The sequence below is a fragment of the Croceitalea sp. MTPC5 genome, from assembly GCF_036985505.1.
GTDB lineage: Bacteria > Bacteroidota > Bacteroidia > Flavobacteriales > Flavobacteriaceae > Croceitalea.
The window spans coordinates 322,588-340,110 of the sequence record NZ_BTGQ01000002.1; the positions used below are offsets into that span (position 1 = coordinate 322,588).

Consider the following 17,523-nt stretch of genomic DNA (forward strand, 5'->3'; position numbering starts at 1 on the left):
CATTTACCGTCTTGACACTTTTTTGGGCTCATATCGTCAGATTGGAGAATGATGATATGCCACAGGGCACTGATGATTATATCATCAAACGGCTTTTTTGATCACTTTGTTCAATAAGTTCATGCAAACTTCTGAGATTATCTTCTCGTCAGAATAGAGTTCATGCCCGAAATTCGGAATAACGTTTAAATCAGCACCAATCTGCTTGGCCCATTTCATCCCTGGTTTAAACTCATCGCATTCCCCATAAATCAAATCAAGGGTACAATCTGGGCGTTCGGTCTCAAAACGGACCCGCGTTGCCGAAACTGCGGTAAGTGATTTCATTGGCAAGCCTTTCAAGCCCGCTTTCCAGGCAATGGTGCCACCCGTACTAAATGCCAATACGTGACAAGGTGCGGTTTCTTTCTTCAATAAATGTGCGACCGCGGTATCAATACCACCCTCAACAAAAGCCTTATGCAAATTTTCTTTCGTATTCACCAATTCATCAATGTTCCCCAACTGTTGACAGTCATAGAATTGAATGTCGTAATACTGCTGTAAATATCCAAAATACGAGGTAATCCAAAGGCCTTTCTTTACGCCCCACATGTCTGAGATAACAAGTAGCTTTTCTGCCATAACTTCAATCGGTTAGGTATTTAATTATTTACTAAGAGTCGGGAACTATTTGAAACCAAACTTCTGTCTTTAACGGTAGAATTCATTATTTATTGGTTCAATTTTAGTTTTTGTTCGATGAGTGGCACAAATTTACGAAAACGTTTTCGTAAATCGAAGGAATTAGGCTCAACGACTATTTATGAAGTACTTGAAAGGGTTTGGATATCACAATTGCTTTACCATAACGCCCATGGCCAATAATTCTTCCAAATACCTTCTATCATTAGACAACCTTGGTATTTTGTGCTGACCCCCCAGTTTATTTTTTGTTTTCAACCAATCGTAGAAAAGATTTTCACGTGCAACGTGAACTTGGGGCATGCGTAAGGTACTATTATTATAGCGTTTGGCCTCATAATCTGAATTGAGCGCTTTTAAGGCATTGTCTAAAACTTCGGTAAAATAGCCCAAATCTTGCGGGGGTTTTCGAAACTCGACAATCCATTCGTGCGCTCCCTTCTCGGCATCCTTCATAAATATGGGTGCCGCAGTATACTCTTTGATTTCAGCACCGGTCTTGATACAGACCTGTTTTAGGGCCTCTTCAGCATTTTCGATTATAAGCTCTTCGCCGAAAGCATTGATATGGTGCTTGGTTCTACCGGTAATTCTGATACGGTAGGGGTTCAACGATGTAAACCGGACCGTATCCCCAATTTTATAACGCCATAATCCCGCGTTCGTGGTAATCACTATGGCATAATTCACCCCTTTTTTCACCTCCCAAATGGGAAAGGCCTTTTCTGCCTCTGAACCATAGGCATCCATAGGGATGAACTCATAAAAAATTCCATAATCCAACATCAACAACAAATCTTCTGAGTTGTTCCTATCCTGAATGGCAAAAAAGCCCTCGGAAGCGTTGTAGGTCTCATAATAATTGAACCGTTTACGGGGCAATAGCTTTTTATACTGTTCTCTATAAGGTGCAAAACTGACCCCACCATGGAAATAAACTTCCAGGTTTTCCCAAATTTCGAATAGATGGTTCTTTCCGCTTCTTTCCATGACGTTGTTCAATAATACCAACATCCATGAGGGCACCCCGGCCAAACTGGTCACATTTTCTTTTATGCTCTCTTCAATAATGGCCTCCAATTTAGATTCCCACTCACTCATTAAGGAAACCCGACTACTAGGGGTGCTGCTATATTCCGCCCACAAGGGCATGTTATCGATTAAGATTGCCGACAGGTCACCAAAGAAGGTTCCGTTATCCTCATACAATTCTTTGCTACCGCCCAAACGAAGGCTTTTTCCTGTAAAGAGCTGTGAATTTTCATTGTTGTTCAGATAAAGGCATAACAAATCTTTGCCCGATTTGTAATGACAGTCTTCCAGGGCTTCTGGGCTGACCGGTATGAACTTGCTTTTGGCATTGGTAGTACCACTACTTTTGGCAAACCATTTGATATGTGTAGGCCAAAAAAGGTTCTGCCCTCCCTTTCTGGTCCGCTCGATCATAGGGGCAATGGTCTCATAATCGGTGATGGGTACCTGATCTGCGAATGCCCTGTAGGTTCTTATGGTTTCGAAACCATGTTGTCTGCCCATATCGGTGCTGGCAGCAAAAGACACCAATTGCTGCAACACCTCTTCTTGCACATCTGAGGGGTACTTTAAAAACAATTCGATTTGATGATACCGTTTTTTCAGTAGCCAAGAAGCGATGGAATTGAATAATGGTATCGGCATTTTAGGTATATTTAATCTTTGGGATGGTATTTGGTTTTTGAGCTGGTAATTTTTTGATTACCGGCCTTAGATTTAAAGACCAATCCATAGCTAAAATACAAATTCATTATTTAGAAAATAAAACAATGCTATACGAAGGTGTCTTACGTAAAATGAAGACCGAAATGGGCGATCCCATTCAATACTTTTTGGTGTTTGAAAACGATTTTATCAATTTCAACCAAGCCCTGAACAAAAACTTGACCATTGAATTCATCAAATTCCAATGTTTGAATTGTGGTAAAGACCGTCCTATTTATCGTCAGGGTTTTTGTAAATCATGTTTTTTTGAAACCCCGATGGCCGGGGAATGGATCATGAAACCAGAGCTGAGTACGGCACACTTGGATCAAGAAGACCGTGATCTGGCCTTTGAAAAGCAAATGCAATTACAGCCCCATATCGTGTATTTGGCCAATAGTAGTAATGTCAAGGTCGGGGTCACCCGAAAAGCACAGGTACCTACCCGATGGATCGATCAAGGTGCCCATGAGGCCATTGAAATCGTTGAAGTACCCAACCGCTATTTGGCCGGTATCACCGAAGTTGCATTGAAGGCCCATGTCAGTGATAAGACCAGCTGGCAGAAAATGCTCAAGAATGACCTTGAAGATGTTGACCTGGTCGCATGGCGCGACAAACTTAAAGCGTATATCCCCGAAGAGACCTTGGACTATTTCATTGCCTCCAACTCAGAGACACAATTGAAATTCCCTGTTTTGCAATATCCAGAAAAAATACAGAGCTTAAATTTGGGCAAAACCCCATCTTATACTGGCGTACTAAAGGGCATCAAAGGGCAGTACCTTATTTTTGAAGACAACACAGTTTTTAACGTACGTGCCAATGAAGGGCTTTATGTAGGGATAACTATAAGATAGGTGTTGTGACTATATGAGTATTGATTGTATACAATTGTTGTAAATAATAGTGGAAGAACAAATCAAAGAAATATTATCCTTTCTAAGCACAAATAAAGATGCTTTGACCATTATTCTAACTTCCATTGGTGGTGTAATAGCTTTAGCTACTTTAATTAAAGCAATTTTGGAGTACAGGATACAGGGAAAACAGAAAAGAGCTGAACTATTCGAAAAATATAAAGTAACCTTGAGAACTGAAAAAAGATTATCTCGAATTTCATCTCTTTTAGAAGGTGATAGTGAGGAATTATCTAGGATTCCTAAGGATGATAGATATTATTTTCTCGGATTTTATGAAAAAATTGCGATTGCAACCAACTCGAAATTAATCCGTAAAGAAATTTCTCATTATATGTTTTCATATTTCGCTATTGCTTGTTACGATAGCGAAAACTTTTGGAAAGGAATTAATAAAGAAAGTTACTACTGGAAAGTGTTTATAGACTATGCTGTTGAAATGAAAAAAATACAAAAAAATAGATTAAGAGGGCGAGGAGTAGATAGACAAATCAAATTTTAAAAAACACTACTATTTATAACAAAATATTTAAAAATCCGCCTATTTTTGACTGTATTTAGAAATTCCCTAACCTTAACTCGGCCGAAAGATTTCGCCCGTAAACACAGACGTACTTTTTATATACGGGACCATTGGCAACAATATTAGAAATTTGGAGTTGATTCGATTTTGGTGTATTTTTACACCAAACAACTTTGCAATGGCTAGACAAAGTATTTCTTTCACTGAACCCAATGATGAGTGGTTGAAATCCCAAGTTGACAATCAAGAGTATTCCAGTAAAAGTGAGTTGGTCAATGACCTCGTGCGACAGGCAAGAAAACAGCAAGTCAAAATTGACTGGATAAGGACAAAATTGGAAAAAGCTGAAAAGAGCGGATTTACCAATGATGGAAAGGACGATATTTTGAAACAGTCCAAAGCATTGCTGAATGGCTGATTACAGGCTGAGCAACGAAGCTAAAAACGACTTGATTAGGATTCACCAATACGGAACAGCAAAATTTGGACTTGCCCAAGCGGACAAATACTTTGAAACCTTTTTTGAATATTTCGACATGATAGCCCAACGTCCATATTCATTTGAATCCGTTGACTATATCAAAAAAGACTACCGACGTTGTGTTTGTGGAGTGGACAGCATCTTCTACAGAATAAATGGGGAAGTTGTTGAGATTATGGCAATAATCGGGAGACAGGACTTGGAAAACGTCCTTTAATCCTAACGTAAGTAAAAATACTGATACCAACATGGTGTATAATTAATTGCGGATGGAATTTCGATATGGAAATTCTCGCAATCAATTATCTTTAAAGTCAGGCAGACATTTTCCGCAGGAAAAGTCCACAACTACTCATGCATATTACCGTTAGCGGTAATTGTGTAACGGGCTTTAATCGCTAAAACTACGTTGCAATGTATACTTGGCGCCAAAATCCATCCCAAGTTGGATATAGGATTCTCCATCAGATTTTGAAGTATCCTTCAACCATACCTTAAATCCCTAAAAAGATGCAACCCGAATCGGACCCTCCGGATAAAATCGCTTTGCAAGAAAGCAAAAGCGAACCATAACATCATTCCATCCACTATCAACGGACAATAAATACAAAAAAAAGAAAACCGAATGACCACTTTTACAAGGGGTCAAAGAAGTTAATCTTGTCTTAAAATTCCAATTTTGTTTTTTTAGTTAGGATTCCTTACTATATTTGTTGCGCAATAATGCACTATCACTTATAAAATTTAATAAAATGAGTAAATCAATCTTTTATCACGCAGGATGCCCAGTTTGTATCAGTGCCGAACATGACATCGTAAATTTAATTGGAGCCGAACAGGTTGAAATCGTACATCTTGGTGAAGATCGAGAACGAATAGCCGAAGCAGAAAAGGCTGGGGTTAATTCCGTACCCGCATTGGTAACCCCAAATGGCAATACGTTACACCTTAATTTCGGAGCCTCCATAGCCGATGTAAAAGCCTAATTTTTTTTACACTATATATAGTTAGGATTACTAATTTATTATGAACTACTAAAAACAACTTGTAATGAAATTAAAATTAATAGTACTTACCACGACCATACTTTTGGGCAGCATTGTATCATGCGCCCAGCAAAGCGACTACGAAACTGACGACTTTAAGATCAATGGGGTCAGTGTCACCCACGAGGCGAATCTCGGAATCACTGTTTGGAAGATCAATGTCAACGGAACAGCGGGAAAAACCATACCTACAAAGGTCGGCCAGCTTGATGGCGCACCGGTTTTAGGATATGTATTCCCGACCAATTTACAACCTACCGACGTAGGATTCAATCAAACAGAGGGTATTGTCGCACTTGCGCTCACATCACATCCAGATTTCGATGACACCCCATTATGGGACGAAAATAATGACCAAATATTCGATAACGATGGGGTCATTTGGCATCCCCATTGGGTCATTCTTCATGAGGACAAACGCGTTGCAGGTGGCCTTTCGGTCAAACAGTTCAAAAAGGCCGACAGTACCGTGGTGCTGCCCCCAACCAATCCGGGAATGCCCATGTATATGGACTCGCCAGGTTTTCCGGTCACCACCAAAGGCAATACCATAAAAGTCGTCGTGCCCGATTACCGTATGAACCATAAGATAGACTTTAAGTATGACGGGGTAACGGCATTCATGAAAGTGAATACCAGTGATGATAACTTACCCTTACTCGGGGTTTATGGGGTTTTTAGTGTGGCAAGTGGTAATTTATCATTACCGTACCAAGTAAAAAAGAACCCATGAAGGTAGCCGTTTGGGACACCTATGTTCAGAGAGCCGATGGCAACTTGATGCATTTTGACATTCTAGTGCCGAGTCACGTTACCGATGAACGGACCATTTTTAATTTTGGCAAAGACTACCTTAAAAAAAAGTCCTTTCAAACTGGTCAATTGACTGCTAATGAATGTCGTCCCTGCCACATTGAACAGGCCACCGAAGCTATGATCGCATCCATTGAAAAAATGGGATATTTCATTATAGAAATCGAAAACTGCGATTAGTTTGATTAGGATAACTAACTTTGCCTGTCGAATCATTTTCGACAGGCTTTTTTATCATATGGAGAAAAGTACATTTAACCCAGCGCAGCAAGAAAAGGACATTTCAAGCAAAATCGTTGCAGGATTGGAACGCGTTTCTGAAGTCTTTAAAATCCTACTATGGGATAAGGCCAAATTGGTCGGGTTAAGTCCCATACAAATTCAAATACTTATTTTCATAGCCTTTCACGAACGAAGCTTGTGCAACGTGAGCCACTTGGCCAAAGAATTCAACGTCACGAAGCCAACGGTAAGTGACGCTGTTCGAATTCTAGATAAGAAGGGCCTTATTATGAAAAAGTACTCCGCATCTGATAGCCGAAGGTATTCCATGGTATTATCCGATTTAGGAAACGAAATCGTTTCCCAAACCCATGATTTCTCCGATCCCTTAAAACAGGTAATCGACGATTTTTCAAAAACCGAACTGGAAAGTTTGTTCGATATTTTGAGCCAATTGATCTTCAAATTGAATCGCAGGGGAATTTTAAGTGTTCAAAGGACGTGTTACGGATGTAAATTCCATACCAAAGAAAATGGAACGGATTATTGCAATTTGTTGCATACGACATTACTAAAAGAAGAGATTCGGTTAGATTGTGCTGAATATGAAGCAAAAGCCAGTTCTTGAAAAGGGATGGGCTAATTTTCACTTTAGTACGCCCAAAGATCTTGCAGGCAACTTGAGAGATACACCATTGACCGTTTTCATCAATTCAGCGTATCTTTTTTCTTCTTTTTCCTTCCCAACAATCCCCCTAGAACACTTTTTGCAGCTTCTTTGACCGCATCTTTATTTTCTGTGGAATCCATACTTAGGGAATCTTTCTTTTTCTTTCCCAAAAGGCCACCTATAAGTGTGGAAGCATTACTTTTTGACGAATCGGATGTTGTGGTATCCTTTTGATTATTTCCCAACAGGCCACCTATCAAATCGTTCGCTTTGTCCTTACCCTTATTCAATAATTTTTGCTTTTGGATCTCCACCAATTTTTTGGTCAAATTGGAAACCCCCGAAGTGAGGTCGGTACTGACAGTTGGGCTGTTGTAGGCCCCGTCGATATTCGCAGTTACCGGTATGGTCAAATTCTCCATGTTTTGATCATCTATTTTAGCAATTAGGCCGGTTACCTCATCCCCTAGATATTTGGCCGGTACGTCAAGGGTCGCCTGATATTGCAATTGCCTGTCAAAAGAATGGCTTCCTGAGACATTGATACCGATATCCTTATATTTCAAATCAAAGGGTTTTACCTGAACTTTTCCGTTGTCGAAGGACAGCACCGTTTTCAGGTTTTTTAAATCGAGGGCGTTCAGGTCAATAAACTGCAAGTTGTTATTCAATGCGTTCAACACGGGCGCTTGTTCCGTATTGACTTTTGTCGCCAATAACTCACCCACTAAATTACCCGTTAACGTGGCCAAGTTGGGCGTCATGTCATTTTTCAAGTTTCCCGATAGTTTGACATCTGAATTCAATGTACCCTGCAAAGCATTGGCAACGGGAGCCAAGACTTTGAACAATTCCAATGCTTGAAAAGACTCGGCTATTTTAAAATCTTGCATGCCCAAAGCCATATCAAAGGTGGAGATCTCACTTTTGGTCGATACCGCGCCGTTCAAACGCAGCTTGCCCTCAAACACCTCTGAACTTAAATTTTCTAAGGTAGCCGTTTCGTCTTGTATCTTTAAGCGTCCAGCGACATTTTTCAGGTTGATATTATCATAGACCACCGTATTGGCCTTGGCATCAATGATACAATCTAAAAACGAGGGTATTTTTATACGTTCGGCATTTGATATCCCTTCATTTGCATTACCTTCTTCATTCGTTTCACCAACCATGAAATCGTTCAACACGAAAGTATCGGAATTCAACTGAAAGTTACCTTCCACTTTTTCATCGTTGAATAAAAAGCCCAATAAATTGTTGATTTTTCCGGAGGCCTTGAAATCCGTTTGCCCCGTCTTGCCATCAAAAGTATTCAATTGCACGGTGCTGGGATCAAAACTGACCTTTGCGTCGTTGACCATCACCGGATTTTTAAGCTCTTCAGATTGGTATTTAAAATTGGTAAGGCTTAGTTTTCCGCTGGTTTTCGTCTTTTCGTATTGCTGCTGCTCTATAGAGGCCATATCAAAAGCCGTAGTTACGTCTGCAGTCAGCATTCCAGATAAATCCAAGCCTGCTGGCACCGGATAGGCTTTTGCGATATTGGCCAAGTTCATGCTTCCATCGGCATGGGCGTTCACTTTGGTGTTGCCCATTAATTCGCGAATTTTGGCATTGATATTGAAACGGTCTTCATCAATCTGAAAAGACAATTTATCGATATTCACATAGGTGTCTTCGGTGATACCCGTATCATTATTGATTTCAGTATCGATAAAAACGTTTTTAACCGTTTTGGGCAAATCAGGATATTTGAACGATGCGTTCTCCGATCTTATTTTTATGTTGAAGGTAGGTATATGGGTTTCATTCACCACACCTTTGAACTGACCATTGACCTCAAAATTTCCGGTGGTCGTTACCGTTTCAATATTCTTTGAATACGCTTCAGGTATCACGGCCAAAAAATTCTTGAAATCAGAAGACGGTGTTTTAAAACTGATGTCCACTTCTTGATCGGTCTCATTCACTTTTACGAAACCATCAAAGACCAATGGTAGTTGATTGACCAAGGCCTTATTTTCTAAAAATGAATATTTATTCTCATCTAAATCAATACCGATAAGCGCATCCAAAGCCACTTTGTTCTTGTTCAGGTATTGGGTGCTGTCTAACTCAAATGAGACAAGCGCATCGGTCTTTGTCTGCAGTTCAGAATCCATCAATGAGAGATCTCCGGTTCCGGAATGGTTCATTTCAGCCACCACTAAATGCATTCCTGTGGCAAAATCATCATAAACGACCTCAGCATTATTGATTTCGTATGATTTCAAGTCAAATGTAAAATTCGAATCAGAAGCCGTGTTCCCAGACGAGGCAGCTGCATCGTCCTCCTTGGCGATATCATAATTAACATTCTCATTTTCATCCACCATAATATGAAGTTTGGTGTCATTTAGAACCAAACTTTTAACCGCTATGGGTTCGTCAGCACCTTTGAACAATTCCTTGATGGACATTTCCAAGACCAAATCGCCCGAAGAAAATAAGGTATCGCCTTCAAACGGGGCGTTGGTCACCAAAGAAATCCCTTTTAAATCGACATAAGCATCCGGGAAACTTTTTAGCAAACTCAGATTTGCCTCTTTAAAATCAAGGGTGGCATTGATATTTTGATTGACTTTATTCTTGATGATCTTGGCAATCTTACCCTCTAAAAACAAGGGTATCGCGACCAATACACCTATCAAGAGTAAAATGACGATTCCCGATATTTTAACTATTTTCTTTTTCATATATTTTTTCTAAACAGAATTACTTCATCGTCTTCTTAGAAGATTTTCGACACGTTTTAATCTAGGGCCATTATAATCGTTTAAACACAAAAAACTTTGCTCATTACCGATACAGTTTAGTTCGTTTCATCTAAAATTTTGATACGACGGAACAACCATGGGCTTATACGCCCCTAAAAAACGAAAAACCCTTAATCTAGGTGTATTTCTTCTCCTATTTTTAAGTTAAATCTTCTTCGCAATAGATATACGAAAAGATAGAGCAAAGGGGTGTCGAGCAGTGCGATAAAAATTTTAAAAAGAAAGCCGCTGACGACCAAACCATAGAATAGGCTCCATGGTATTTCCCCAAAAGAGCACAGTAAGAGTACTACGGTGAAGGTGTCAATAAACTGTGAGGAGAAAGTAGAAAAATTGTTCCGTAACCAAAGGTATTTACCATTGGTCAAACGTTTCCAAAAATGATAAATCTGAATATCAACGAATTGTGCCAATAGATATGCCATCATTGAGGCGAATACGGCCACGATGGTATTACCAAAGACTTCTGAAAACATCGTATTCGTAACCGGTGACCAATCAGTGGCGGGCACTGCTGCAGCGGTGTAGACAATAGCCAATGAAAAGAATGAGGCAAAAATACCGGCAATGACCACTTGGTTTGCCTTCTTTTTCCCAAAAATCTCAGAGATAAGGTCGGTAATCAAAAAGGTAATGGGGTACGGCAAGATGCCTACCGAAATCTCAAACAGGTCCGCACCAAAAACGGTTACCTCCCCAAAAGGCCTCCAATGGAAAAACTTCTGAAAGATCAGGTTTGACACCACTAATGAGGTGATGAACAAGGCCCCTAGATAGAGGTACAGTTGAAATGCGAATCTTTTATCTTTTTGAGTCATGCAAGCAGAGGCAAAACCACTAAGATCCTATTCGAAATAGGTTCTTAAAATTATTTTATGTTCAACGTATAGGGCATTCTAGTTTGAATACCTTTTTTCTTAGTCAACTGTTTGACTTCCTTAAAGGTGTTATAGACCTCTTCGCCCAGTTCTTCTTTGATTAAAGATGCTCCAATTTTGGCTTTAGCACCTCCCAAATCATCCATTAACTGCTCGAAATCAGACTTATATTTTGGGTATTTTCGAATGCCATAATCATCCATCTCAGCTAATTCGGCAGCTGCGGCTATGGCATCATTCAAATTACCAAGTTCATCTACCAGACCCAAACGTTGCGCATCTACCCCACTCCAAACACGACCTTGGGCAATTTCATTTACCGCTTCCACGGTCATATTCCTGCCTGAGGCAACACGTTCTAAAAAAGTATCATAGGTACTTTCAATACCTTCTAAAACCTGATTTCGAAACGTATCCGTCATGGGCTCAAACAACGAATAGTCCACAGAATTTTTATTGGTCCCTACCTGTTCGGCATTAATCCCTATATCACCGGCAAGTTGGTTGATATTGGGTATGGTACCGAAAACACCGATAGACCCGGTAATCGTAGTAGGCTCTGCAAAAATCTTGTCCGCTCCCGCTGCAATATAGTACCCACCTGACGCAGCGACGTTTCCAAAGGAGACCACTACCGGTTTCAGTTGTTTGGTCAATTCTATTTCGCGCCAGATGATATCAGAGACCAAGGCACTTCCGCCGGGGGAGTCAACACGCAGTACAATGGCTTTGACATTATCGTTATCCCGAGCTTTTTTCAGTGCCCTATTGATAAGACCTTGACCAATGTATTCTTTATTACCCTCACCATATAATATTTCACCCTGCGCAAAGATTACGGCAACCTTTTCGGTACCGGATTTGAGGTTTTTTTTACGGGCGACCGTCGCATAATCGGTCAAGGAAACATAATTGATCTTGGCATCGGTTTCCAATTGCATTTTTTCACGCAAAACAGCTTCGTATTCATCGAAATACAAATTACCATCCACCAGACCGGATTGCACTGCATATTTTGGCATACGCCCACCAAGAGTATCGGCGATAAGGTTCAATCTTGCCACATCAATATTTCTTGTCTTCGAGATATCCTCGAGCATACTGGTCCATATCGAGGTGATCAGTTCTTTTATTTGAGAACGATTCTCATCACTCATGGTATCTGACAAAAAAGGTTCTACGGCACTTTTATACTTACCATGACGAATCACTTCTATCTTCACCCCAGATTTTTCTTGTAGCTCTTTATAGTACAAAACCTCAGAGGCAAGTCCCTTAAAATCCATACCGCCCTGCGGATTCAAATAGAGCTCATCGGCCACACTGGCCAAATAATAGTCTTTTTGGGTATAAAAATCAGAGTAGGAATACACGAATTTGCCCGCCTCTTTAAAAGATTGTAACGCCCTTCTCAGTTCTTGGGCCTGGGCCATGCCTGCCAACAAAAAACTGGTTTTTATACTGATGCCCTTAATTTTTGAATCGTTCTTGGCCACTTCGATGGCATGCAAAATCTCATCAAGCCCTTGGCCCTCTTCGAAGAGTGCCGCAAAAGGGTCTGAATCATCCTTGCCCAAATAGTCGCTTATGGGTTCTGAAAAGCTTAACTCCAATACCGAATTTGGTTTGACACGAACCCCATCATCAGCGCTACCGACCAAAGCGGCAAATATGAAAAACATGGCGAACACGATTCCAAAAGCGATTAAACAGCCAAGAATTGCGGCCAATAGATTTCGTAAAAACTTCATCGAATTAATTTTATAAAGCTGCAAAGATAACCATTGTCACTTTGTTTTACTTACTTTGTTCCCCCAATCATGGTTAAAGAAAATACAACATACCTATCGATAGGAAGCAATCTCGGCAATCGTTTTCTAACTATTCAAAAAGCGATTTTTCAACTTCACAGAAGTGGCTGTCCCGTTCAAAAAGTGTCCACTGTTTATGAGAATCCGGCCGTGGGATTTGATGGCGCGAATTTTTTAAATGCCTGTTTTTCCATAAAGACGGCATTGTCGCCAGAAGCACTATTGAACCTTATTGCTACATTGGAAAAAGATTTCGGTCGGGAAAGGACCCAAGAAGGGTATGCCTCAAGAAGTATCGATTTGGATATTTTGTATTATGGTGACGAGGTCGTACAGACCGATAGCCTTACCATTCCGCACCCTCGGATGACGGAACGTAATTTTGTACTGAAACCACTGGCCGATATTGCCCCGCAACATTATCATCCGGTTTTAAAAAAAGACACTCGAAACCTATTACAAGAATGTCAGGATAAGAATATTTTAAAAAAAACCCTCCATAGACTTTACCCTTCACGTGAGGCCCTATTCGGAAAACTGCAATTTCTGTCGATTGAGGGTAATATCGGGGCAGGAAAAAGCACCCTGACCAAAATGATAGCTGCAGATTATAATGCCAAACTGGTTTTAGAACGCTTTGCCGACAATCCGTTTCTGCCTAAATTTTATGAGGACCGTGTACGTTACGCTTTTCCATTGGAAATGTCATTTCTCGCCGATCGCTACCAACAATTTACCGACGACACTTCTCAATTTGATCTGTTCAAGAAATTCATGGTCAGTGATTATGACATTTTTAAATCGCTCATCTTTGCAAAGATCACCTTGCAAAAAGAAGAATTCGAACTCTATAGAAAAGTATTTGGCTTCATGTACAAAGAAGTGAAAAAGCCCGATATTTATGTTTATCTATACCAAAATACGGAACGCCTTTTGAGCAATATCAAAAAACGGGGGCGTGACTATGAACAGAATATCAGCGCAGACTATTTAGACAAAATAAATAGGGGTTACCTCGATTTCATTAAGGGTCACCCACAACAAACCACCCTACTGATCAGTCTAGAAACGCTTGATTTTGTAGCGAGAAAAGAAGATTATGAGGCTATTCTCGACCGTATCGAAACTAAACTTATCGAAATACTTCATTAAGATAATTTTTAGAAAATATTTGGATATCACAAATGGTTTTTATTTATTAGCACCCTGCTAATACAGAAACTAACTAACTCAAACTATATGTTATGCCCTAGACCACAAGTCTGGGGCTTTTTTGTGACACCAATTTAGAGACAGTTTGAAAATAGGTCATTAGCCTCAAAACCTCGGGGATTATCGCCTATTTTCGATGAAGTTTCGACCAAAAATCCCACAGTACCACACCGGCACTTACCGAAATGTTCAACGAGTGTTTTGTGCCAAATTGGGGAATTTCGATTACTCCGTCACTGGCAGAGACCACTTCTTGGGATACTCCCTTCACCTCATTACCAAAAACCACGGCATAGGTATCATGCGATGCAACTTGCACATCATGTAGCATCATGGCATTTTCTACCTGTTCCACCGAGAACACCTTCACTCCGCCAATCTGTAATTCTTTTACTACGTCCATCGTATTTTCACGATATTCCCAGGTAACGCTATCCGTGGCCCCCAGGGCCGTCTTCTGAATATCTTTATGTGGGGGTTTGGCCGTGATACCGCACAGGTATATTTTCGAAATCAGAAAGGCATCAGCAGTTCTGAATACCGACCCAATGTTGTTCAGGCTCCTAATATTATCTAAAACAACCGTTACCGGTGTCTTTTTGGCCTTTTTAAAGCTCTCGATATCCAAGCGTTCCAATTCACTATTGGCAAGTTTGCGCATATATTTATCCACTTTTGGCCTTGAAATATCAACAATACTTCAAGAACTTTAGGTTACTTCCTATTTTCGGTAAAATTAAACTTTCTCGACTTGGCCAGTTCATCAAAAATAAAAAAGGTAACCCCTTTAATGAAACAGTACAATGCCATCAAGACCAAACATCCTGATGCGTTGTTGCTATTTCGTGTAGGGGATTTTTACGAGACATTTGGGGAAGATGCCATTAAGGCCGCCGAGATTCTTGGTATTGTTTTGACCCACCGAAACAATGGTGGTGACAAAACGGAACTTGCCGGCTTTCCGCATCATTCGTTGAACACCTATTTACCAAAATTGGTAAAGGCGGGGCAACGGGTCGCCATATGCGACCAATTGGAAGACCCGAAGCAGACCAAAAGTATCGTTAAGCGCGGTGTTACGGAACTGGTGACCCCTGGTGTGGCACTTAATGACGATATTTTGAATGCGAAGACCAATAACTTTTTGGCGGCGGTCCATTTTGGCCGAAAAAAACTGGGTATCGCTTTCTTGGATATTTCCACTGGGGAATTCTTTACTTCTGAAGGTTCTTCAGAACAAATGGATAAACTTTTACAAAATTTCGCACCTAACGAAGTATTGGTCTCCAAGACCCATAAAAAGGAGTTTTTAGATTTTTTTGGAACACAACTTCATGCCTTTTTTCTTGAGGATTGGATTTTTCAAGAAGACTATGCCCATGAGAGTCTGACCAATCATTTCAAAACGAATACGTTACAAGGTTTTGGCGTGCAACAATTGCAGTATGGAATTGTTGCCTCCGGTGCGGTGCTGCACTACTTGTCAGAAACCCAACATCGCCAATTGCAACACATCAATAGGTTGCAACGTATTGCTGAGGAAGAATACATTTGGATGGACCGCTTTACCATTCGAAATTTAGAATTGTACCAATCAAACAATTTGAATGCGGTCACCCTGCTTCAGATCATTGACAAGACCATTTCGCCTATGGGCGGTCGATTATTGAAACGTTGGTTGGCCCTTCCGCTCAAAAACAAGGAAAAAATAGAACAGCGCCATCAGGTGGTCGCTTATTTGAACCAAGAAGAATCCATTTTACAAAAGGTTCAGCACTGGATCAAGCAAATGGGCGATTTGGAGCGTTTGATCTCTAAAGTGGCCACGGGCAAAATCAATCCGAGAGAGGTCGTCCATCTCAAAAACTCCTTGGAAGCCGTGATACCCATCAAGCAATTGGCGATAGCAAGCGCGAACCATGCATTGAAACAACTAGGGGCCGATCTAAACGCTTGCGATACGTTACGCGACAAGATCAAGCAGATGGTCAATGAAGAAGCCCCTGTAAATATCGCAAAGGGTAGCACCATTGCCAGTGGCTATTCCAAAGAATTGGATGACTTGCGCCATCTTGCTTTTTCCGGTAAGGATTACCTGGACAAGATGCTACAACGTGAGACCGAGGCAACGGGCATCACTTCACTAAAAATAGCTTCCAACAACGTTTTCGGTTATTATATTGAAGTACGCAACACCCATAAGGACAAAGTACCCGAAACTTGGATCCGTAAACAGACCTTGGTAAGTGCCGAGCGCTACATTACCGAAGAACTTAAAGAGTATGAGGCCAAAATACTCGGTGCCGAAGAGCGTATCTTTAATTTGGAACAACAATTGTTCGAGCAATTATTGGTCTGGATGCAGGCGCATATCACCGAGGTACAGCAAAATGCACAATTGATTGCACAGTTAGACTGCCTTTGTGGTTTTGCCCAATTGGCCAAAGACCATAATTACGTATTGCCGGAAATGAATGAGGGCACCCATCTCGAAATCAAAGATGGGCGACACCCTGTTATTGAAAAACAATTGCCCCTAGGCGAAAGCTATATTGCCAATGATGTGCTTCTGGATCGTGAAGGCCAACAGATCATTATGATCACTGGGCCCAATATGAGTGGTAAGTCTGCCATATTGCGACAGACCGCTTTAATCGTATTACTGGCACAGATGGGAAGTTTTGTTCCGGCAGGTTCGGCTAAAATTGGGGTAGTCGATAAGATATTCACCCGCGTTGGTGCCAGTGACAATATTTCTATGGGCGAATCAACCTTTATGGTAGAAATGAACGAAACGGCATCTATTTTAAATAACCTCTCAGAGCGCAGCCTGGTCTTATTAGATGAAATTGGGCGAGGTACCAGCACGTATGACGGTATTTCAATCGCTTGGGCGATAGCTGAATACTTACACGAACATCCCGCTAAGGCGAAAACCTTGTTTGCCACCCATTATCATGAACTCAATGAAATGACCAATGCCTTTGGCCGTATCAAAAACTATAATGTCTCAGTCAAAGAACTGAAAGACAATGTATTGTTTTTAAGAAAGTTGGTCGCTGGCGGAAGCGAGCACAGTTTCGGTATCCATGTCGCAAAAATGGCCGGAATGCCAAATCAAGTGGTACAAAAGGCCAGTAGAATGCTTAAAAAGCTCGAGAAATCACATTCCAGTGAAGAACTGACCGATACGTTACAGGTCGCCCAGAATGAAATGCAATTGAGTTTTTTCAATTTAGATGATCCCCTTTTGGAAGAAATCAAAGAAGAAATACTGCATTTGGATATCGACACATTGACCCCGGTGGAAGCATTGATGAAATTAAATGAAATTAGACGGTTATTGACCAAAAAGAAGAAGGCCAGTTCGTAGCTAAAAGCTCTTAAAGGCACACGTTACCCCAAGCAGGAAAAACAAAATCTTTTCGTTCAAAAATTCTTTTAGATTTCAAGAAATGTTTTAAATTTGCATCCGCATCAGCGAAAACTGATGTACGTTCCTTAAAATGCGAAAATAGCTCAGTTGGTAGAGCATCACCTTGCCAAGGTGGAGGTCGCGGGTTCGAATCCCGTTTTTCGCTCAGAAAGCGCAAAACTGCAACGGTCACATTTTAAAATATGTGGTCGAGGGTTCCCCCGAAGATTCGGGGCCGTTTTTCGCTCAAAACGCTGCTCGCAGCGTTTTTTTATTTAAGTCCTGTCATGCCTGC

At 40.8% G+C, this 17,523-nt stretch carries 16 protein-coding genes and 1 tRNA gene; 11 read left to right on the forward strand and 6 right to left on the reverse strand.

Annotated features, from left to right (window positions below):
• Positions 1-84 precede the first annotated feature (84 nt).
• Both AACM45_RS06620 and AACM45_RS06625 read right to left on the reverse strand, forming a co-directional pair.
• Positions 85-624, reverse strand: a complete 540-nt coding sequence (locus AACM45_RS06620; RefSeq protein WP_339141552.1) for a hypothetical protein — start codon at positions 622-624, stop codon at positions 85-87.
• A gap of 207 nt (positions 625-831) precedes the next feature.
• Entirely contained in the window at positions 832-2,361 is a 1,530-nt protein-coding gene (locus AACM45_RS06625) for a GH3 auxin-responsive promoter family protein (protein WP_339141553.1), read from the reverse strand.
• A 125-nt stretch (positions 2,362-2,486) separates the two neighbouring features.
• Between AACM45_RS06625 and AACM45_RS06630 the strand changes: the two genes are divergently transcribed.
• The 8 genes from AACM45_RS06630 (at position 2,487) to AACM45_RS06665 (ending at position 7,054) form a co-directional block, all read left to right on the forward strand.
• Positions 2,487-3,281, forward strand: coding sequence for a DUF2797 domain-containing protein (locus AACM45_RS06630; protein WP_339141554.1), 795 nt, complete (start codon positions 2,487-2,489; stop codon positions 3,279-3,281).
• A gap of 49 nt (positions 3,282-3,330) precedes the next feature.
• On the forward strand, positions 3,331-3,843 hold the full coding sequence (locus AACM45_RS06635; protein WP_339141555.1) for a hypothetical protein: 513 nt from the start codon (positions 3,331-3,333) through the stop codon (positions 3,841-3,843).
• Between the two features lie 199 nt (positions 3,844-4,042).
• Complete coding sequence (locus AACM45_RS06640; protein WP_339141556.1) at positions 4,043-4,282, forward strand: ribbon-helix-helix domain-containing protein; 240 nt, start codon at positions 4,043-4,045, stop codon at positions 4,280-4,282.
• Complete coding sequence (locus tag AACM45_RS06645; protein WP_339141557.1) at positions 4,275-4,562, forward strand: type II toxin-antitoxin system RelE/ParE family toxin; 288 nt, start codon at positions 4,275-4,277, stop codon at positions 4,560-4,562. Before AACM45_RS06640 ends, AACM45_RS06645 begins: the two co-directional genes overlap by 8 nt.
• Before the next feature lie 535 nt (positions 4,563-5,097).
• Entirely contained in the window at positions 5,098-5,331 is a 234-nt protein-coding gene (locus tag AACM45_RS06650) for a thioredoxin family protein (RefSeq protein ID WP_339141558.1), read from the forward strand.
• A gap of 64 nt (positions 5,332-5,395) precedes the next feature.
• Positions 5,396-6,124, forward strand: coding sequence for a hypothetical protein (locus AACM45_RS06655; RefSeq protein ID WP_339141559.1), 729 nt, complete (start codon positions 5,396-5,398; stop codon positions 6,122-6,124).
• Positions 6,121-6,384: a DUF2024 family protein gene (locus AACM45_RS06660; RefSeq protein ID WP_339141560.1), complete on the forward strand. Its 264-nt coding sequence runs from the start codon at positions 6,121-6,123 to the stop codon at positions 6,382-6,384. Before AACM45_RS06655 ends, AACM45_RS06660 begins: the two co-directional genes overlap by 4 nt.
• Positions 6,385-6,442: 58 nt before the next feature.
• Entirely contained in the window at positions 6,443-7,054 is a 612-nt protein-coding gene (locus AACM45_RS06665; protein WP_339141561.1) for a MarR family winged helix-turn-helix transcriptional regulator, read from the forward strand.
• An 80-nt stretch (positions 7,055-7,134) separates the two neighbouring features.
• On the opposite strand, the gene AACM45_RS06670 is transcribed toward AACM45_RS06665, so the two are convergent.
• The 3 genes from AACM45_RS06670 to sppA all read right to left on the reverse strand — a co-directional run bounded on the left by AACM45_RS06670 (position 7,135) and on the right by sppA (position 12,541).
• Complete coding sequence (locus tag AACM45_RS06670) at positions 7,135-9,831, reverse strand: AsmA-like C-terminal region-containing protein (RefSeq protein WP_339141562.1); 2,697 nt, start codon at positions 9,829-9,831, stop codon at positions 7,135-7,137.
• A gap of 191 nt (positions 9,832-10,022) precedes the next feature.
• The gene (locus tag AACM45_RS06675) at positions 10,023-10,730 is read right to left on the reverse strand and encodes a queuosine precursor transporter (RefSeq protein ID WP_339141563.1); all 708 of its coding nucleotides are present in this window, start codon (positions 10,728-10,730) and stop codon (positions 10,023-10,025) included.
• 50 nt (positions 10,731-10,780) lie between these two features.
• Positions 10,781-12,541, reverse strand: coding sequence for a signal peptide peptidase SppA (gene sppA / locus AACM45_RS06680; RefSeq protein WP_339141564.1), 1,761 nt, complete (start codon positions 12,539-12,541; stop codon positions 10,781-10,783).
• 69 nt (positions 12,542-12,610) lie between these two features.
• Here sppA and folK point away from each other — a divergent pair, with 69 nt between their 5' ends.
• Entirely contained in the window at positions 12,611-13,753 is a 1,143-nt protein-coding gene (gene folK, locus AACM45_RS06685) for a 2-amino-4-hydroxy-6-hydroxymethyldihydropteridine diphosphokinase (protein WP_339141565.1), read from the forward strand.
• Between the two features lie 187 nt (positions 13,754-13,940).
• On the opposite strand, the gene AACM45_RS06690 is transcribed toward folK, so the two are convergent.
• On the reverse strand, positions 13,941-14,474 hold the full coding sequence (locus tag AACM45_RS06690) for an RNA methyltransferase (protein ID WP_339141566.1): 534 nt from the start codon (positions 14,472-14,474) through the stop codon (positions 13,941-13,943).
• Positions 14,475-14,603: 129 nt separating this feature from the next.
• On the opposite strand from AACM45_RS06690, the gene mutS reads away from it, so the two are divergent.
• Together mutS and AACM45_RS06700 are read left to right on the forward strand one after the other, a co-directional pair.
• The gene (gene mutS, locus AACM45_RS06695) at positions 14,604-17,186 is read left to right on the forward strand and encodes a DNA mismatch repair protein MutS (RefSeq protein WP_339141567.1); all 2,583 of its coding nucleotides are present in this window, start codon (positions 14,604-14,606) and stop codon (positions 17,184-17,186) included.
• Positions 17,187-17,321: 135 nt separating this feature from the next.
• A tRNA-Gly gene (locus AACM45_RS06700) sits at positions 17,322-17,394 on the forward strand.
• Positions 17,395-17,523: the final 129 nt, after the last annotated feature.

What these genes read in the sequence shown, in the direction of transcription:
- mutS (WP_339141567.1), top strand. Translation starts at nt 14,604, where the DNA reads ATGAAACAGTACAATGCCATCAAGACCAAACATCCTGATGCGTTGTTG.
- AACM45_RS06620 (WP_339141552.1), bottom strand. Translation starts at nt 624, where the DNA reads ATGGCAGAAAAGCTACTTGTTATCTCAGACATGTGGGGCGTAAAGAAA.
- folK (WP_339141565.1), top strand. Translation starts at nt 12,611, where the DNA reads ATGGTTAAAGAAAATACAACATACCTATCGATAGGAAGCAATCTCGGC.
- AACM45_RS06660 (WP_339141560.1), top strand. Translation starts at nt 6,121, where the DNA reads ATGAAGGTAGCCGTTTGGGACACCTATGTTCAGAGAGCCGATGGCAAC.
- AACM45_RS06665 (WP_339141561.1), top strand. Translation starts at nt 6,443, where the DNA reads ATGGAGAAAAGTACATTTAACCCAGCGCAGCAAGAAAAGGACATTTCA.
- AACM45_RS06675 (WP_339141563.1), bottom strand. Translation starts at nt 10,730, where the DNA reads ATGACTCAAAAAGATAAAAGATTCGCATTTCAACTGTACCTCTATCTA.
- AACM45_RS06690 (WP_339141566.1), bottom strand. Translation starts at nt 14,474, where the DNA reads ATGCGCAAACTTGCCAATAGTGAATTGGAACGCTTGGATATCGAGAGC.
- AACM45_RS06630 (WP_339141554.1), top strand. Translation starts at nt 2,487, where the DNA reads ATGCTATACGAAGGTGTCTTACGTAAAATGAAGACCGAAATGGGCGAT.
- sppA (WP_339141564.1), bottom strand. Translation starts at nt 12,541, where the DNA reads ATGAAGTTTTTACGAAATCTATTGGCCGCAATTCTTGGCTGTTTAATC.
- AACM45_RS06645 (WP_339141557.1), top strand. Translation starts at nt 4,275, where the DNA reads ATGGCTGATTACAGGCTGAGCAACGAAGCTAAAAACGACTTGATTAGG.
- AACM45_RS06650 (WP_339141558.1), top strand. Translation starts at nt 5,098, where the DNA reads ATGAGTAAATCAATCTTTTATCACGCAGGATGCCCAGTTTGTATCAGT.
- AACM45_RS06655 (WP_339141559.1), top strand. Translation starts at nt 5,396, where the DNA reads ATGAAATTAAAATTAATAGTACTTACCACGACCATACTTTTGGGCAGC.
- AACM45_RS06640 (WP_339141556.1), top strand. Translation starts at nt 4,043, where the DNA reads ATGGCTAGACAAAGTATTTCTTTCACTGAACCCAATGATGAGTGGTTG.
- AACM45_RS06625 (WP_339141553.1), bottom strand. Translation starts at nt 2,361, where the DNA reads ATGCCGATACCATTATTCAATTCCATCGCTTCTTGGCTACTGAAAAAA.
- AACM45_RS06670 (WP_339141562.1), bottom strand. Translation starts at nt 9,831, where the DNA reads ATGAAAAAGAAAATAGTTAAAATATCGGGAATCGTCATTTTACTCTTG.